Origin of the sequence: uncultured Arcticibacterium sp. (assembly GCF_964021845.1) — a bacterium.
Lineage (GTDB): Bacteria > Bacteroidota > Bacteroidia > Cytophagales > Spirosomataceae > Arcticibacterium.
Map to the genome: position 1 here is coordinate 258211 of NZ_CAXHZC010000007.1, position 19052 is coordinate 277262.

General features: G+C 37.8%; 13 protein-coding genes. 8 read left to right on the forward strand and 5 right to left on the reverse strand.

Annotation, left to right across the window (positions count from 1 at the left end; genetic code table 11):
* Nucleotides 1-211: 211 nt before the first annotated feature.
* The gene (locus AADJ06_RS18695) at nucleotides 212-1372 is read left to right on the forward strand and encodes an ATP-binding protein (RefSeq protein ID WP_341228015.1); all 1161 of its coding nucleotides are present in this window, start codon (nucleotides 212-214) and stop codon (nucleotides 1370-1372) included.
* 87 nt (nucleotides 1373-1459) lie between these two features.
* Here the strand turns inward: AADJ06_RS18695 and AADJ06_RS18700 are convergent, their stop codons facing one another.
* Nucleotides 1460-3283, reverse strand: coding sequence for an ABC transporter ATP-binding protein (locus AADJ06_RS18700; protein ID WP_341228016.1), 1824 nt, complete (start codon nucleotides 3281-3283; stop codon nucleotides 1460-1462).
* A gap of 165 nt (nucleotides 3284-3448) precedes the next feature.
* Here AADJ06_RS18700 and AADJ06_RS18705 point away from each other — a divergent pair, with 165 nt between their 5' ends.
* From AADJ06_RS18705 to AADJ06_RS18730, 6 genes are all read left to right on the forward strand, one after another.
* Nucleotides 3449-4438 carry a hypothetical protein gene (locus tag AADJ06_RS18705; RefSeq protein WP_341228017.1) on the forward strand — a complete coding sequence of 330 codons (990 nt, stop codon included), beginning with the start codon at nucleotides 3449-3451 and terminating at the stop codon, nucleotides 4436-4438.
* A gap of 15 nt (nucleotides 4439-4453) precedes the next feature.
* Nucleotides 4454-6796, forward strand: a complete 2343-nt coding sequence (locus AADJ06_RS18710; protein WP_341228018.1) for a hypothetical protein — start codon at nucleotides 4454-4456, stop codon at nucleotides 6794-6796.
* A 13-nt stretch (nucleotides 6797-6809) separates the two neighbouring features.
* Nucleotides 6810-9797: a PVC-type heme-binding CxxCH protein gene (locus tag AADJ06_RS18715; protein ID WP_341228019.1), complete on the forward strand. Its 2988-nt coding sequence runs from the start codon at nucleotides 6810-6812 to the stop codon at nucleotides 9795-9797.
* Nucleotides 9798-10072: 275 nt separating this feature from the next.
* Complete coding sequence (locus AADJ06_RS18720) at nucleotides 10073-11881, forward strand: family 16 glycoside hydrolase (RefSeq protein WP_341228020.1); 1809 nt, start codon at nucleotides 10073-10075, stop codon at nucleotides 11879-11881.
* A gap of 19 nt (nucleotides 11882-11900) precedes the next feature.
* Nucleotides 11901-13820 (forward strand): c-type cytochrome, encoded by a 1920-nt coding sequence (locus AADJ06_RS18725; RefSeq protein WP_341228021.1) that lies wholly within the window; start codon nucleotides 11901-11903, stop codon nucleotides 13818-13820.
* A 184-nt stretch (nucleotides 13821-14004) separates the two neighbouring features.
* On the forward strand, nucleotides 14005-14895 hold the full coding sequence (locus AADJ06_RS18730) for a TIM barrel protein (protein WP_341228022.1): 891 nt from the start codon (nucleotides 14005-14007) through the stop codon (nucleotides 14893-14895).
* Between the two features lie 58 nt (nucleotides 14896-14953).
* On the opposite strand, the gene AADJ06_RS18735 is transcribed toward AADJ06_RS18730, so the two are convergent.
* The 4 genes from AADJ06_RS18735 to AADJ06_RS18750 are packed head-to-tail and all read right to left on the reverse strand — an operon-like array spanning nucleotide 14954 to nucleotide 18171.
* Complete coding sequence (locus AADJ06_RS18735) at nucleotides 14954-15991, reverse strand: hypothetical protein (protein ID WP_341228023.1); 1038 nt, start codon at nucleotides 15989-15991, stop codon at nucleotides 14954-14956.
* 56 nt (nucleotides 15992-16047) lie between these two features.
* Nucleotides 16048-17268: an OmpA family protein gene (locus AADJ06_RS18740; protein WP_341228024.1), complete on the reverse strand. Its 1221-nt coding sequence runs from the start codon at nucleotides 17266-17268 to the stop codon at nucleotides 16048-16050.
* Nucleotides 17269-17290: 22 nt separating this feature from the next.
* The gene (locus tag AADJ06_RS18745; protein WP_341228025.1) at nucleotides 17291-17584 is read right to left on the reverse strand and encodes a TIM barrel protein; all 294 of its coding nucleotides are present in this window, start codon (nucleotides 17582-17584) and stop codon (nucleotides 17291-17293) included.
* Nucleotides 17521-18171: a TIM barrel protein gene (locus AADJ06_RS18750; protein WP_341228026.1), complete on the reverse strand. Its 651-nt coding sequence runs from the start codon at nucleotides 18169-18171 to the stop codon at nucleotides 17521-17523. The genes AADJ06_RS18745 and AADJ06_RS18750 overlap by 64 nt, the downstream gene beginning before the upstream one ends.
* Nucleotides 18172-18296: 125 nt before the next feature.
* Here AADJ06_RS18750 and AADJ06_RS18755 point away from each other — a divergent pair, with 125 nt between their 5' ends.
* On the forward strand, nucleotides 18297-19043 hold the full coding sequence (locus AADJ06_RS18755; RefSeq protein WP_341228027.1) for an NIPSNAP family protein: 747 nt from the start codon (nucleotides 18297-18299) through the stop codon (nucleotides 19041-19043).
* Nucleotides 19044-19052 lie beyond the last annotated feature (9 nt).

Consider the following 19052-nt stretch of genomic DNA (forward strand, 5'->3'; position numbering starts at 1 on the left):
CATGGTAAATATAAATTTTCACTAAGTCCTAACCTTCAATTTTCATTATTAGAATGCATTTATTCCGCTATCCATCTCTAGTATAGCTAGAAATTACGTAAATCATTATATATAAATGCTCCACAAATAAATAAGTCTTATGTAGCGGTAGAAATCACTATATTTTATTATAACTTTACCATGTAAATCAAAAATTTAATTTTCGTTTTTCATGGAAAATGTCAGAATAGAGGAGGCTTTACTTAAGGAATATTTAGAAATATTTCCTGCTGTTGGTATTGTAGGGCCAAGACAGGTGGGTAAAACCACTATGGCTAAAAGTTTAAGTCTAGATTCTGAAATTCATTATCTAGACTTAGAGTCTTCTGCAGACAGATTAAAGCTTAATGACCCACTTTTATACTTAAAAAACTACACAGATAAAATAGTTGTGTTGGATGAAATTCAGCAAATGCCAGAACTCTTCGCTGAATTGAGAGGACTAATAGATAGCGAAAGAAAAGCAGGTCGGTTTATTATCCTGGGCTCGGCCTCTCCTCAATTAATAAGAAAAAGTGCAGACTCTTTAGCGGGTAGGATTGGCTACATTGAGCTCTCCCCTTTTAGCTTACCAGAAGTTGGTTATGATCATGAAAAAGAACTTTGGCTAAAAGGCGGATTTCCTCTTGCATTTTTAGCAAAAACAGAAAGAGGAAGCATGATTTGGCGAAAAAACTTCATCAAAACATACATAGAAAAAGACCTAAATCTATTAGGCCTAAGTGCTGAGTCAAGAACTATCGAGCGTTTTTGGCGAATGCTTTCTGCCACACATGGTAATTTATGGAACGCCCATAGCATTGGAAGATCACTGGGACTTACAGCACCTACTATTAGTAAATACCTAGATATTATGGAGGGGGCATTCCTAATAAGAAGGTTGCTTCCGTACCATGTTAACATTTCAAAACGCTTAGTAAAGTCGCCTAAAATATACCTTAGAGATAGTGGAATTCTTCATGCTTTCAAGGAGGTGACAAATTACGATACCTTGCTAAACGACCCCAATGTAGGGGCCTCTTGGGAAGGTTTTGTGATAGAGCAGATTATAAACGCATCTAAAGAAACTTCGCAAGCTTATTTTTATAGAACTCAGCAGGGAGCGGAATGTGATCTATTACTTGAGAAAAATGGTAAAGTCTTAGCTTGCATTGAAGTAAAACTAAGCTCCTCGCCTAAAATCCCCAAAGGTTTTAGAATTAGCATAGAAGACACCAAAGCTGAAAATGGCTATGTGATAGCCAGTGTAAATGAAACTTTTCGAATTGAACCTGATATAACTGTTACTAGCTTAGAGCTTTTCTTAAAAGAGGTATTACCTGAAATTTTATAATAAAAAAGGATAGGCTTAAATAGTTTTACCATGAAAATCAAAAGTATAGATTTCGTTTTTCATGGTAAAACCCAAAAACTCAGAAACCTAAATCTCCTGTAACTCTACCAATTTATGGTAAATACCATCTGCATTAGCGAACAACTCTTGATGAGTTCCTCTTTCTGCTATTTGCCCCTTGTCTATCACTAAAATCTCATCCGCGTGCTGAATAGTGCTTAGTCGGTGAGCTATCACCAGCGATGTTCTGTCTTTCATCAAATGCATGATGGCATCTTGCACTAGTTTTTCTGACTCAGTATCTAGAGCAGAGGTGGCTTCATCCAAAATGAGGATTGGAGGATTTTGAAGAATGGCTCTCGCAATAGAAATTCTTTGACGCTGCCCACCCGATAGCTTTACGCCCCTGTCGCCTATTACAGTTTCATAAGCTTCAAACTGCTCTTCTATAAACTCGTGAGCATTTGCAATTTTGGCGGCAGCTAAAACCTCCTCTCTACTTACATCCTTACCAAAAGTGATGTTATTATAAATAGTGTCATTAAATAGAACAGGGTCTTGCGTCACTATCCCCATGAGGTTTCTCAATGAAGCTTGCGAGATTTCATTGATGTCTGTTCCGTCCAGTTTAATCTTACCTTCTGTAGGTTCATAAAAACGAGGCAGTAAATCTGCCAGCGTAGATTTACCTCCACCTGATGGACCCACTAAGGCTACTGTCTTTCCTTTGCATAATTTGAAATTGACATTTTGAAGAACTTTTTGACCTTCTTCGTAGGCAAAAGAAACATTCTCAAAAGCTATTTCATTGTCTAAGGTTTTAACCTCTTTGGCATTAAGACTGTCTGAAATCTCTGGTTCCATGTTTAAAACCTCCAAAATCCTATCACCCGAAGCAATCCCTCTTTGCGAAGCACTAAATGCCTGTGCAATGGTTTTGGCGGGACGAACCACCTGAGAAAAGAGAGCGATATACGCCATAAAGGTAGACGCATCCAAAGCACTTTGGTCTGACAAAATCAAACTTCCTCCATAAAGCAAGAGCGAAGCCACCATGCTTACACCTACCACTTCCGAGAAAGGATTCGCCAATTCTCTTTTGGCTGCGTAAGAAAAAATAGAGCGTTTATATCCTTGATTCTCTGTCTCAAATTTATTGCTGATAAATTTCTCAGCCACAAAACCCTTCACCACACGCATGCCGCCAAAAGTCTCGTCCATCAAACTCATAATATTACTAAGTCTGCCTTGTCCTTCGCCCGCATCATGCCTTAACTTTTTTAACATCAATCCTAAAAAAGTACCGGTAATAGGAATCACGATTAAAGCAAAAAGTGTCAACTTATACGACATATAAAAAAGGGCAATCAGATAACCCACCAAAAGAAAAAGCTCCTTGATAGCGGCCGAAAAAGTATTGGCAATACTGTTTTCTACTTCTTGAACATCGGTGGTGATTCTAGAAATAATATCCCCTTTTTTCTGATTATTGAAAAAGCCAATAGGCAGCAACAAAGACTTGTCAAAAATGGCTTGACGGAGATTTGAGACCATGTTCACCTTAAAACCCTCCAATAATCTTAAGCTTAAATAGCGGAAAATATTCCCTATAAAAATACCTAGAATAAGAGATACACAAACAAACTGCAAAGCTCCTAGTTTGCCTTTTTCCTCTAAGAAATAAGCAAAGTAATAGTTAAACCAGTCTAGCACATTTAAGTTACTTGGTTTTTGAAGCATTCCAGAAATAACCTCCGGCTCTACTTGTCCAAACAAGACATCTAAAATTGGCTTTAAGAGCACCAAATTAAGCACCCCAAAAACTGCAGCAATAAGCGAGGTAAATAGAAAAGGTATTACAAATTTTCTTAGGTTGCCAGCGTAAGAAAGTAATTTAAAATAAGTGTTCATATAAAAATTAGCCCTATTTAAAGGCTATTAAGTATGCTTCAAGACTGAAATAAAACAAATTCCCGTTCTTAAATATTCAAGCATATTATGTTTTGATTCGCAAAGTTGCGGAAAAGCTTTTACTTTGAGTCTATGAGTTGTCGTTTCTTATTATGCTGCTTTTGTTTGTTTGTCCTTTCCTGTTCTGAAAAACCAGAGAAAAAGGTCTTATCAAAGGCTGTATATCATTGGAAATCCAGCTACCAACCTTCAGAAAAAGCGAAAGAAACATTCACAAAACTCGACATAAACAAAACCTACATTCGTTTTTTCGATATAGATTTTAACAAAGAAATCAATCAAGCTATTCCGAAAGGAATGGTAAAATTTAAAGACAGTCCAAAGGGTAATTTAGTTCCTGTTGTTTACATAACTAACAGAACTTTTAAGTCATTAAACCTAGAAGAAACAACCAAGCTAGCCACCAAAACGGCTTCTAAAATTAAATCCATAGCCAGTGACCATTCTTTAACATTTAATGAAATACAGTTAGACTGCGACTGGACAGAAACAACACAGGCTAAATATTTTCATTTTCTTGAGAAATTAAAGGGTGAGTTTGAAGAGAAAGTTAAGCTCACATGCACGCTGAGGCTTCACCAAGTGAAATTCAGAGAAAAGACAGGCGTACCGCCTGTAGACCGCGTGGCACTCATGCTTTATAATGTAGGCGACTGGACAAACATTCAAACGAAAAACTCCCTGTTTGACCCAAGCATAATTGACCAGTACATTTATCGACTTCCTGAATATCCGCTGCCGGTTGATATTGCCCTCCCCATTTACCAACAGGCCATAGTTTTTAGGAACAATAGGTTTCACACCTATTTCAAAAATGTGTCAAAATTAGACTTGAAGAGACATTTCAATACTAAGCCTGGAGAAAATGGAAACCTCCTAATTTGTCAAGAAAATTGCGAATTCCAGAATCAATCTTTCCGGAAAGGCGACGTTTTTAGACATGAAAAAGTAGACTTCAAAACACTGAATAAGGTCAAAAAAGCAATACTCAAAAGAGTTAGAAACAAGGATGTTCAAATTCTGCTCTTTCATCTTGACCACAAAAGCCTTGACAACTTTACACTAAAACAATATTCAAAGCTGTTAGAAAACTAGAACATAGCTTAAATCATGAAACGCCCTAACGTAAAAAAACTCCTTTCATATTTCATTCTATTCTCTATTGCTTGTGGTCCTGGCCCGCTTGATTTTACAGAATACTTTACCATTTTTTATCCCGAAGCTGCTAATAATCCCGACGCTACTCAGCCCTATTTTTATACCAACGATTATTTGAATCAGCAGTATTTCATGCAGAATTCGGCTTCGCTTTCTGATTCTCTCAATCTGGAAACTTGGTATAATTACACGGATAAAAAGATTGACAAAACCACTATCAAAAAGGGCTTATATGAAAAAACTTTAGGTAAAGAATTTGCAGAGCAATTACGAAAAATTGGCAAAGCAGAAGCCGCAGAATATATTCTATTAGCACAAGAGGTAGACAAAGAAACGGAGAAGTTTAGCACGTATTGGGAGCCCGCGGAGCCTGTCAATGAGCAATTATTGGCCGACCTTAGGGATGTTGCCCTTATAAATGCCGACAAATCAAAAAGTGATTTTATTAAAGAACGTTATGGTTTCCAATTGATGAAAATGGACGCGAAAGCGAATGACTGGCGTTCATTATTTAGAGACTATGAAAAGTTTCAAAAAGAGGTAAAAACCAAGACCTATATATCAGAATGGTCGCAGAGTAGACATGCGGGAGCTTTACTTTATCAAGGCGATACCGCAAAAGCCGTTTTAGAATTTGCGAAGATTTTTGAGAAATCTCCTACCCGAAGAAATCAGGCAGATTTGAGTGTAAGACGCCTAAAACGTCAGCACTTTTCTGAAGCTCTAGCCTTATGCCAAAATGATGAAGAAAAACTCATGGTTTATGCCTTGCAAGCTATTCAACCCTTCCAAGACGGGCTAGAACTTTTAAAGCACATGACCGCCTTGAACCCAAACCACCCAATGCTGGAACTGGTGATGGCAAGAGAAATAAACAAAAACGAGGTTAATTTTTATGCCGAAAAGAACGCCGGACTATATTCACATAACTTAGATGTTTTAGACGAAAACTATAAAGTTGATTCTAGCAAAGCACAGGCTCTTACAAATGAAAGCAAAACATATTTTGAATCACTTTTAGCTTTCAATCAGTCTCTTTTAAAAAACCAATCTTTAGATAAGAAAGCCTTTTGGTACACCACAGCAGCCTATCTACATTATATAAAAGGTGATTATCTTGCTATGGAACCCCTTCTAGAAAAAGCTGAGGATGAAGGGGTGAAAAACATGGCTTTGAACCGCCAAATCCAGCTTTTCAAAACACTGTATTTCTTAGAAACCAAAGCTGTGGACGAAGAAGAAAGCTTACTGGAACAAATAGCGGCATTTAAAAAAGTAGAAAGCTTCCGAGATAATAATGTTCTTGTGCTATTGACCGACAAGCTACAAGAAAAGTATTTAAGCGTTAAAACTGTTGAATCAAAAAGCTGGTTGCAGTCATGCTTTAGCAAGAAGATAGAAAGTATTGATAGCCAAAAAGTGAAGGCTTTCTTAGCGGAGAATATTGCCGCAGTAAAAGAAGATAGTTACTCCTACATGAACGGTACCTCAGAAGCAAGGCTCTTGGAAACTCAAGACGCTAAACTTCTAGGAGCTACCATAAACTTTATAAAAAGCGAAGATTTAAGTTCTGTAGATAAACAATTGATTACCCTTTCTGGCATTAATAAGAATAACCTTTTGATGGCCTACGGTAGGAAATTAATCAGAACGCAGCAGTATGAAAAAGCACTAGCCGCCTTCAAAGAGTGTGAAGAAAGTCATTTTACAGGCGGTCCTTTTACCCATTATTTCTCTCCAATTCCTAGACAGTTTATTATGGGTGAAGAAGTAGATGAAGGATTGCTAAATCCAATATACTTTTTGGAAAACGCTGTCAACAATCAAAAAGAAGTAGCTAAGAACCCCAAAAATGCTAGAGCGTGGTATGAGCTAGGTTTGGCCGCCTATAATATGAGTTACTGGGGAAATGGTTGGCTTTTTTCTGATAGAGAATGGAGTGCCATGGAAATTCAATATGGCGAGCCTACCTCCGAAGACTATTTTACCAACTCCTACGCAAAAGAATGCTTTGAACATGCCTTGGCTGCAAATCCTGAGCCTGAATTAGGTGCCAAAATTTGTTATTTGGGTGCATTATGCGAAAAAAATCAGTATTTCATAGCTTATACCAATGGCCAACCAAACACCTATAAAAAGGAAGAGCTAGATTATTACAGAATCAAAATGGAAACAAGCGTTAAGCCAACTTTCCAGAGTTTCTTCAAGAGGTTGAAGAATAAATATGACGAAACAGCCTACGAAAGTCAGGTAATAAAAGAGTGTATGTCGTATGTAGGTTTTAAATTGCAGTAAATAACCTAGCCCTATGAAATACTTCTCTTTCTTTTTCTTAACGCTTTTAGCATCCTGCCAAAGCCCAAACCCCACTTATTTTGACCAAAATCCAGAACTTCTAAAAACCCTAGAAGACTTAGAGATAATGGATGGTTTCAACATTGAAATTGTAGCGGCTGAGCCTTTAATTTCAGACCCGGTTGCCATGGAAATTGACGAAAACGGAGACTGGTATGTAGCAGAAATGCCTGGTTATCCTTTAGACCTGACTAAATCCGGTAAAATCAAAAAGTTGATAGATACCGATGGCGACGGCCTACCAGATAAAAGTGAAGTTTTTGCGGATAGCCTTACCCTTCCAATGGGCTTAATGAAATGGGAAGATGGAATTTTGGTAGCAGATGCTCCAGATGTCACCTTCCTGGCCGATAAAGACAATGACGGCAAAGCGGATATAAAAAAAGCCATGATAACGGGCTTTTCTTTATCCAATCCGCAGCATAATATGAATACCCCAAAGTTTGGGATTGACAATTGGATATACGTGGCACATTCTGGTGCTATAAACTCATTTGCCTACGAACATGTTTTTAGCGACAAAGGCTCAGAAGTTAGATTTCCAGATGAACCAAACGCTCCTAGATTGGCAAGAAATGCAGACGGAAGAAATGTGCGTTTCAAACCAAATTATTTAGAACTAGAAACGCTTTCTGGCGAGTCGCAATATGGGCATGCGGTAGACGAATGGGGACATCGATTTTATACTGACAACGCTAATCATCTCTTCCATGAGGTGATGGACGCTCGCTATGTGAAGGCGAACCCGAACTTGGCTATAGAGGAAGCCATGGAAAAGTTTTCTGACCATGGAAACGCCGCCAAAGTTTTCCCAATTACGGAAAACCCAAATCATCAACTACTGACTGATGTTGGACAAATTACCTCCAGCTGTGGCATTACATGGTATGATGGAGGAGCTTTTGGTAATGAATTTAAAAACACTACGCTTGTTGGCGAGCCAGTTCATAACCTGGTTCATATTGACCATATAGAAACTGACGGAGCCACTTTCACAGGAAAAAGAGTATTAGAAAACAAAGAGTTTTTAGCATCCAAAGACCCATGGTTTAGGCCTGTTTTCTTTTATGTAGGACCCGATGGAGCATTATATGTGGTGGATTATTACCGCCAAATAGTGGAACACCCTGAGTGGATGAGCGACGAAGTAAACCAAAGCGGTGCTCTTTACGAAGGAACTAAAAAAGGCAGAATTTATAGAATAACGCCAAAAAGTGGTCTCAAAATGGACTGGATAAGTGCTCTAAACTTAGGCGAAAACTCTACTGAAGAACTCACCAAACTACTATCTCATGAGAATGGATGGTATAGAAGAACTGCTCAGCGACTACTTTTTCAAAGAGCAGACAAAACTGCAGCCCCTTTTCTTCATGAAATCATAAAAGAAGATAGTGAGCAAGCCAAAATCCCAGCACTATGGCTACTTCATGATTGGGAAGAATTAACAAGCGACGACCTTACCTTAGCTTTAGCAGCCAAAGAGTCTGGAGTAAGAGAAAATGCTTTGCAACTGGCAGACAGACTTTGGTCAAATCCTATGTTTCAAACAGAAGCTCTGAAAGCATCAATACTAAAAACGGCAGATGACTCTAGCGAGAGAGTTAGATTTCAATGGCTTTGCTCTTCTGCCTTTTTTGATTTCCCTGAAGTAGAAGAATTAAAATCTACAATTCTGAAAAATGACGCGGAAGACAAATGGGTGGGTATTGCAGCTATTGCTTCATCTGCTGGTTCTGAAGAAACACTCTTTCAAAATGCCGTAAGAGATTTTGGAGCAGAAGCATCAAAAAATAAAAGTGAGTTTTTCTCACATTTGGCCGCCACTATGTACAAAAAAGGAGAAGGTGGTTTAATTACTAAAATCCTAAACATTACGGACGACAATAACAGTTGGTGGCAAGCCGCTATGCTTTCTGGTATTTCTTCTATACAAGCTTACAGCGACCCAAAAACATTAACTAAAACAGAACAAGAATTACTTTTAAGTACATTCCTTACCAGCCAAAATCATGAACTCAGAAAAAGTATCATAGGCACTTTTGGTGTAAACAGGGTTTCGAATACCTTAAACACCAATGCTATATATACCAGAATGGCTTCGGATGATGATATCGCCTTTCAAATTGATGGTATGAGTTTGCTCTCTACCCTTGGAGAGCCTAAGATAAAAGGCAAAATTCTTGACAATATTCTCAACGGTAAAAACGAAAAATTGCAATTAGCTTCCATAGAGGCTTTGACAAATACTTTAAGCATTACTGAACTTACAAGTATCAATAAAAAATACGCTGATTTAACGAACTCTTCTAAAAAGGCTTGGATAGCTTACCTATTAAACAATGAAAACAAAGTATCCGAATTAATAAAGCAGGTAGAAGTGGGCAACATTGCCAAAGCAGATATTGAATGGCCTCAGATAGTAGAATTGATGAATTACTATGACACTAATATTAGGGACTATGCAAGAGAAGTTTTTGCCATAAATGAAGATAGAAAAGCAGTACTTCAAAACTATCTGCCGGCGGCAAACATGAAAGGTAATGCAGAAAACGGCAAGAAACTGTTTCAGCAAAACTGTGCCATTTGTCATCAAATTGACGGTAAAGATGGTACTGCTTTTGGCCCTGATTTAGCCACCCTAAAAAGTAGAAACAAACATTCTATTATTACCGAAATAATAAACCCTAATAACTCAATTGCCGATAAATATGGTCAATGGGAAATAGAAACAAATAATGGGAATTTCCTCTCTGGAATCATTATTTCTGAAAGTGAGAATTCGCTGAGTCTGAAAACACTTGGTGGGCAAACAGAAAATATAGCGAAAACAGCTATAAAATCTCGTCGAATAGCTAAACAGTCTGCTATGCCCAATGGTTTGGAGGGGGCTATCTCCCCAAAAGGGATGTCGGATATTTTGGCACTTATAGAAGGAGAATAAATAGAAATGACATCATATAGCTAAAGAGTAGAAACCTTAGAACAATTTAAAAAAAATTAAGCTAAAGGCTTTATTCTTTCATTGCCATAATTTTTAGAATATAAGAGCCACTTTATCAAACAAATAAATAATTGATTAGTTGATTTTAAATTCTTTTAATAATTAAAAATCTAGCGTCTTGTCTACTTTTCTGCCTAAAAAGCTGACAACTTAGGCTTTATATCGAATTTTCTCGACTTATATTTGAAGTTCCATTTTAGAAAATACATAAACAAATGAAAAAAAATGCTCTCGGGCTACTCCTACTAGGGAGTATCAACCTCCTATTTGCTCAGGAAAAGATTTTATCTGACAACCTCTCTGGGTTTTCAAATAAAGCGAACAATTGGAGTATTGTAGGTAGTGCCTCTGCCAATCCTTTCCTTGATAATAATCTTGAAACTACTGCCGGTAAAGGCGTATTAGCCAACATCCATGAACATGGTACCTATGGCGGAGAATATGAATTAGTCTCAGACTTTACACATGGCGACCTTGATATATCATTTGATTTTATGATTGCGAAAGGTTCTAATTCAGGTATCTATCTTCAAGGAAACTACGAAATTCAACTATTTGATAGCTGGGGAAAGAAAAATCCTATCTATGGAGACTGTGGTGGAATTTACCAAAGATGGGACGAAAGCAAACCTGATGGTCAAAAAGGCTATCAAGGCTACGCTCCAAGAATAAACGCAGCTAAAGCCCCTGGCTTATGGCAACACATGGATATCTCTTTTCAAGCAGCAAAGTTTGACGCTCAAGGAAATAAAATAGCCAATGCCGAAATTCTTTCTGTAAAACTGAATGGCATGTTGATTCATGAAAATGTAGAGCTTTCTGGTGTAACTAGAGGTGCTATGACTGCAAAAGATGTGGCAAAAGGCCCATTAAGATTTCAAGGCGACCACGGTTCTTTGGCATTAAAAAACATCATGATAAGTAACTTTGATAAACCAAGTGCAAGTTTGGAAAACTTAACATACAAAGTTTCTTATGCTCCTTATGACCCAAGTGCAGACCCTAAGAACCTTGCCACTGACGATGCTGGTGAATTAAAGGAACTTTCATGGGAATTTATGAAGCAGCCAAACGAATACTCTTATACTATTAAAGGAGATTTCACAGCCCCTGCAGATGGAAAATATACTTTCAATCAGTTTTCTTCAGCTAACAACACCCTAAGCATTGACGGTAAAGAAGTTTTGACCAATAAATACACGGGACCAAATGACGAAAGAACAGGAGAAATTGAGCTGAAAGCTGGAAAACATTCCTTAGAAATATACAATGCTAAATATGATGGCTGGATGAGCCCAACTTTAGGCCTTTTTGTTACAGGTCCTGGTTTTAGAAAAGTGGCTCTTCACTCACCGAGCTCTATGTTTGGAAATAAAGCTTCTGACCCCATCTTGATTGATGCCAAAACCAATACAAATCTTAGAAGTTTCATGGATTTTGACAATGGCGACGGTCGCATAAGAATTGTTCACGCCATAAGCGTGGGTACACCTGAAAATATTCACTTCACATATGACCTTGACAAGGGAGCTTTGCTTCAATTTTGGAGAGGCGATTTCTTAGACGCCACACCAATGTGGGATAGCAGAGGTGATGGTTCTTCAAGGCCTAGAGGTTCATTGACTTTACTTAATAATGATTTGACACTTTCTAAAACTGCTTTGGCTTGGCCAAAAGACACGGTAGGTACTGCGTACAAACCAAAAGGTTACACCATAGATGAAAACAACATGCCAACTTTCGTTTACGAAATTTATGGTTCTAAGGTGAACGACAAAATCAGAATTAAAGACGGAAAGAATTTTGAAAGAACTATTACCGTAGAGGGCTCAAAAGATTTGTTTGCCAAATTGACGAGTGCTTCAAAAATTGAAAAAATGTCTGACAACTTATATGCGATTGATAATAAAAGCTGGTACATAAAACTGGAACCAAATGCTTCTGTTATTATCAGTACCAATGGCAACAAAAAAGAGCTAAAGGTTGCGGTTAAAGACCAATTGACTTACGAGCTATTATTCTAATATTAAAAGATTTAGATAAATGAAAAAATTACAAATATTACTTTTAAGCCTCTTCTGCTTTGCTGTGCAAGCCCAAGAGTCTCCAAAAGAAGAAGATTTTTACAAAATTGTTACGCCGCCCGTTCCTGAAGGAGTGCTTTTAGAAGTAGGTGGTGTATGTACACTACCTAATGGCTCTGTGGCTGTTTCAACCAGACGAGGTGATATATGGATTCTGGAAAACCCACTTAGCAGAAAACCTTATTACAAGCTATATGCTTCTGGTTTACATGAAATTCTTGGTTTAGAATACCGTGATGGTTCTTTTTACTGCGTGCAGCGTGGTGAGTTAACAAAACTTACCGACGAAAACGGCGATGGAAAAGCAGACCGTTATGAAACAGTAAGTGCATGGCCTATTTCAGGACACTATCATGAGTATTCTTTCGGTCCTAAGTTTGCTCCTGACGGAAGTTTCTTTGTCAGTGGAAATGTGGCTTTTGGAAACGAAGAATGGTGGAGAGGTGAAGCTAGAGTACCTACTAGAGGTTCTGTATTTAAAGTATTTCCTGATGGTCATAGAGAAGAGTGGGCTACAGGAATGCGTTCGCCTGCAGGTCTTGGAATGATAGATGGTGAGTTATTTTATGCTGATAACCAAGGTGACTGGATGGGTTCTGGTGGAATCTGGCATTTGAAAAAAGGTGCATTCACGGGTCACCCAGCTAGTTTAGCATGGACCACTGAAGACTCGCCTACCAAGCTTACTGAAGAGCAGTTTTTTGCGGAACGCGACAACAGAAAAATTAGAAACGCCGCTGGTGCATATATCAAACCAGAAAACGTAGTAAACGAAACGCCAGACATGCTTTGGCAGCTAAAAGAAAAATACCCACAGGTGCAAACGCCTGTGGTTTGGTTACCTCATGGTATTCTTGGTATTTCTAATTCTGAATTAATAAAAGATGAAACCAAAGGAGCTTTTGGCCCTTTTAGCAACCAAGTTTTTATAGGTGACCAAGGTCAATCTAAAATCATGCGTGTGTTTATGGAAAAAGTCAATGGCGAATACCAAGGTGCTGCTTGGGATTTTAGAAGTGGTTTTCAGTCTGGTGTAATGAGAATGGATTGGGCAAAAGACGGTTCTCTTTTTGTGGGAGAAACTAACCGTGGATGGGGCTCAGCTGGTGACGCGAACCAAGGTTTCCAAAGATTAGTATGGAATGGTAAAATGCCATTTGAAATGTTAAAAGTTAAGGCGATGCCTGATGGTTTTGAAGTAGAGTTCACGCTTCCTGTTGACAGAAAATCTGCGGAAGATTTGGCTTCTATTTCTGCTTCTAGTTTTAACTATAAGCACCACCCAGTTTATGGCTCACCTCCTATTTTCAGAGAAGACCTAAACATAAAAGGTGTTAAGCTTTCTGCCGATGGCAAAAAACTAAGAATAGTAATGGACGGCCTTAGAAAGTATTTTGTGCATGAGTTAAACCTTGATGGCATTAGAGCTGCTGGTACGTACTACTCGCTTATTCATCCTACGGTTTATTATACTTTAAATAATATTCCTGACGGAGAAAAAATGTCAACGTCAGAATTAAAAACAACAGACTCTGGAAAAGCCAAACCTGCTTCTGCATCAAAAACAGTTAAAAAGCTGGTTTCTCCTGATGGTCAAGGTCAAGCAAAGGCTTCAGCTGCTGCTCCTACTTTTGACGAAGTAAAACCATTACTTCAAAAGCATACTTGTTTAGCGTGTCACTCTCAAGATAAAAAAGTGATTGGCCCTGCTTTTAAAGATATTGCAAAGAGAAAGTACAGCGATGCAAAAATAGCTGAGCTGATAGCTGTTCCTCAGCCAAAAAACTGGCCTGATTATGCCACGCCAATGGCTCCAATGCCACATGTGCCTAAAGCAGATGTGATGAAAATAGCGAGTTATATTAATGGATTGAGGTAATTTAAAGCTTCGCTTCTATTTAAGCACCGACTGTCAATATTGATAGTCGGTGTTTTTGGTTTTAGGGCGTCTGAAATAATTCAAATGATTGCACAAACCGTCAATTTGGCTGTTTTGAGATAAACAGAATTCAGCCGAACCAAATTCTTTGCTTAACTTTAACCGTTACCCTAACAGAACAATAATGAATACATCAAGACGAAATGCCATTAAGGCCCTAGGCACTGTGGCGGCAACCTCAATAGCTGGAGGAGCAATTGCAAACGAAAATTTAATCAAACCAAAAGTGGAACTGAAGAATAACATAAAGCACTCTGTGTGTAGATGGTGCTATGGCTCTATTGATTTTGAAGAATTATGCCAAGGTGTTAAAGACATCGGAATGGCTTCTATAGAACTTACTGGGCCTGAGGAGTGGCCAATACTGAAAAAGTATGGTTTAACCGCAGCGATAGGTTGGGGTGCATGGCCTAAAGGCACTGGTCTTACCAACTTTTTTGCCAACACTAAAAATCATGAAGTACTTATTCCTTTTTATGAAAACCTGCTAAAGCAGGCTTCTGAAAATGGTATCAAAAGCATTATATGTTTTTCTGGAAACAGAAACGGCATGAATGATTACGAGGGCATGATAAACTGTGCCACCGTGATTAGAAAGCTAATTCCAACATGTGAAAAGTATGACGTTATACTTTCTATGGAGTTGCTTAGCTCAAGAAATAGCCACAGAGATTACATGTGTGACCACATAGACTGGGGTGTATCACTATGTGAAATGGTAGGTTCTGAATACTTCAAATTATTATATGACATCTTCCACATGCAAAGCATGCACGGCGACCATATCAGAAACATCAGACGTTTTGGAAAGTACATTAACCATTATCACACTGGTGGAATGCCTGGCCGTAATGAGATAGATGAAACACAAGAAATATATTACCCAGCGGTGGTAGAAGCCTTGATAGAGTCTGGGTATAAAGGATATTTAGGACAAGAATTTATCCCTAAAGCTAAAGACAAGGCAGGTATGTTAGCATCTCTTGAAAGATGTGTGAAGATTTGTGATGTTTGATAAGCTTTAAGGCTAATATTAAAACGAAGTATCGTGAGATGCTTCGTTTTTTTTGTGTTTAATTCTTCCAGTTTTCTTTCAATTTATACTTTTTAACCTTTGATGCATTAATTCTGTATCCAACCCCTAACTCCACCATAGTTCCAGAAGCCTGTTTATTATCCAAAAGCAATTGCTTAATACCAATATTCAAATCTATATTGTTTTGATATACACCAAGTCTTGAATATTCAAACCTGGGAATAGGCTTGCCTATTTTTATCGGATAATGTAGTGTCAAACCTGGACTCCATCCGTTAAATTGAACGCCTGTTTCTTTGTGCTCAGAACTTGGAGTGATGTTTATTACCATTACATTCGCCTCCAAATTAGTAGTTATTTGTTTCCATTGCTTGCCAATAATTATTCCTACAAAAAGGCTCGGAGGGGCTTGGTTTTGACTTTCATTAATATCCAAGTCAAACGGCGACTTTAGCTTATTTCCATAGAAAGACATGTCTAAACCTAAAGTGAAATATTTTTTGGTGGTTAAAAACATATCAAGTTTCATACCTCCTCCTAACCCAAGATGATTTGCTGGCGAGCCTAAAAATTGATTCATCTGACCAGAAATCAAAATGTCTAAGCTAGGTTGCCCTTTTTCTAAATACTCAAAGTCTTCATAATTAGCTTCCTTAAAGGCAATACTCTGTAAATACGGCACTTCTTCATAGGAGTTAGGGTCAAAAGAGGGAAAAGTAAGCATTAGAAAATAAGTTGTTTCTTCTGGTATTCCATTCTTGCTATAAGGGATAAATTGAGGTGACCCTTTCGCTGCATGAAACAAACTATCTCTAATTGCCTTATCAGCAACTCCGTTTACAACTTTCAATTCTGGATTTCCTTCTCTATCTATATTGAATATTAATTCTACCTCAACATCATTGAGTAACTGTCTTTGCTCCCTCTCGAAATTAATATCATAAAAATGATAAATAAGGGAATTAACTCCTCCAACCGGTTTTGGCTCAATAATCACGAGAGAGTCTGCACTTTGTCCAAAGGCAAAAGAAACCAAATGATAAAATAAGAATATAAAAGTTACTATTTTTTTCAAAGTCTGTTATTCATTATGTGATTTAAAACGTAAAATTAGACAAGATTAAAGAACATTTACTCCATACTCAAAATCTTAACCTCCACACGTCTGTTCAGTTCCTCTTCTTTTCTTGAAATCGGCCTGTCTGGGCCTAAACCTAAGGTTCTTATTCGTCTTCCGCTAATTCCTTTACTTATCAAATAGTCTTTACAGGCCTCGGCTCGCTTTTCTGAAAGTTCAATATTGGCACCCCTATCACCTTCTGAAGAAGTATGCCCACTAATCTCTATTTTTGACTTAGGATACCTTAGTAAAAACGCATAAATAGAGTTTAAGCTTTGCTGACTAAAGTAATCTAATTCAGAAGATGATTGCTCAAACTGGATTTCGTCCATCACCAAATCCTCTCCTACCCTAACTGCTGACTCCCCTATTTCAAAGCTTTCTTCATTTACTTCAACCCTTGGAGTTTTCTTCTTTTTTGGTTTTGGTCGCTTCTCCTTCTTCCTAAAATTAAAAGACTGTTTAAGGCCTAAGAACACCCCATTAATAAGTTTGTTATTTCTATTTCTTCCAATAAGCGAACCTCTATTATAAAAGTCAATTTGTTCTACATAAAGAGGCTGAAGAGCAAAACTAAAACCTAACTCCAGCTCCGTATCACCTCCTAAAAACACCTCTTGTCCTATGCCCAAGTAAAGCCCATACTTAAGGTCATTTGACACCAAAGTGTTAAATTTTAAACCCGTTCCACTTGTATTGGTATAGTCTCCGGAAATTATATCCGAAGAGTACTTTTCTTTACGCCTCTGGTAAAATCCATTAACATTTGGTATAAAATTTCCCTGCACCACATAATAGAGATTATAAGCTCTATATTTTACACCAAAGTTTAGACTTAGGTAGTTAAAGTCATCAAGAAAGGCCTGCACCTGCTGCCCCTGAAAATCATAATTCAAACTTGGCTTATAGGCACTCACATAATTTATCCTAGTTCCTCCCGCAGTTAAATCAATATTGTTCGATAGTTTGTAATTAAAATTTACGCCTATTCTATTCGTAGTTTGGAGGTTGAAGCTTCTTTCTCCCTGATTATTTGTGGTATAACCAATATTGTAAAACTTCCATAAGTAGTTCATTCTTTGGTTTCCCTCTATCGCTTTTTGAGCACCAGGTAAAAGCATTCCTAAACCAAAATGCGGGCTTATGCCAAATCTAGAATTTTCTGCTTGCCCAAAAACCAAGCTAGAGAAAAAAGCTAAAACACAGCTAAATAGAATTTTGGCTTTGGTCACTTGCAAGTAAATTTTGGTTTGACTAGGCATTAATAATTTGACTAAAAAGAGGCAATGCCTGTTTTAAATCTGGCAGTTCTGGATGCCATCTTTTCTCCCATTCTAGACTTATAAAGCCCTTGTAGCCGATTTTATCAAGTTGTTTTAAAACCTTTGTAATAGGCACCTCCCCTTTCCCTGGTAAAAAGTATTCGTGAGTTTCTCTATTCTTAAAACTACCGTCTTTTATCTGAACAAACTCAATAAATGGTTTTAGCTTTTCGTCATTTTTGATGCAGACTCCTCCGTCAAATAATGCATATTGAAATAATCCCAAATTATACCTGAACTGCCGGCCGGCTGCTCATTCATAACTTGTTTAATATCTTCAGACCAAACCAAATCTCCATGACAGTCTAAAAGTACTTTCACGCCACTACCATTCGCATACTCATTGGCTTCTTGCAGCCCCTCACTTATCAAACTAAGCGATTTTTGTTTATCGTTTTTGAAAGCAAACTTGTCTGGAAAAACTCTTACATAGGGGCTATTTAATTCCACCGCTAAATCAACATACCTTTTCAGCTCATCCATATTGGCTTGACGCTTGCTCACCTCTGTTTGATGCAAATTAGAAGATGGGTTTAGATTGACAATTTCAACGCCGCTATCTTCTGCCCTTCTCTTCGACTCTTTTAGCATTGCTTTAGAAAAAACCGGGCTTTTTAAGATATCAATCTCACTACCTAGCCCTCTTATCTCTATGCCTTTATAAGCATACTTTTCAGCATTAGTTAGAATCTCTTCCCAGCTCCAATCTGGACAACCTAAAGTAGAAAAGCAGAGTTTGCGACCTTTCTTAAAAGACATTTGAACAAAACCAGACAAAACCGTAGCTAAGAAAAGTCTTCTATTTAAATTCATAAGAGTTTATTGTATTGACATTGTCGAAAATCACTATTTGGTTTTCACAATAACCTATAAGGGAATAAAGGGCGTAGTTTTGAAATGATTTACTGTAAATTTACAGAAAACCTATTAAATAAATTATGAAACTTTTTCTCCTATTCTCTATGGCCTTATTAGCTCTCAATGTGGACGCCAAACCTGACACAAAGGTTTATGAATTACGTGTATACCATTGTCATGAAGGTAAAAGAGATGACCTTATAGCCCGTTTTCAAAATCATACTACGCGTATTTTTGAGAAGCATGGTATGACAAACGTAGCCTACTGGTTACCTACTTCACCAGATATGAAGAATGACCTCATCTATATGCTATCTTACCCTTCCATGGAAGCAAGACAAGCAGCTTGGAAAGCTTTTTCCGCCGACCCAGAATGGCAAAAAGTAGCTGCTGACTCTCAAAAAGATGGAAAAATAGTGGCTGCAGTAGATTCTAAATTTCTGAAAATGGAGCCAGAATTGACAAAGAAGCTAAAGTTAAAAGCTAAGTCTCCAGAGCGAACCTTTGAGCTCAGGTCTTACTATTGCCTTCCTGGAAGGTATCCAAATATTGTTGCTCGATTTAGAGACCATACCAGAGATATTTTTGAAACACATGGTATTGAAAATATAGCTTACTGGGGCACTATAGAAAAGGAAAATACGCAACCACATTTGGTATATATCATTGCTCATGAAAGTGAAGCCGCTGCCAAAACATCATGGGATGCTTTTAGAGCTGACCCAGTCTGGAAAAAGGCTCAAAAGGCTTCAGAAGAAGATGGTAAAATAGTAGAAAAAGTAGTTTCTATTATGATGGAACCTTTACCGTTTTCTAAGCTCAAATAGGCTATTTTT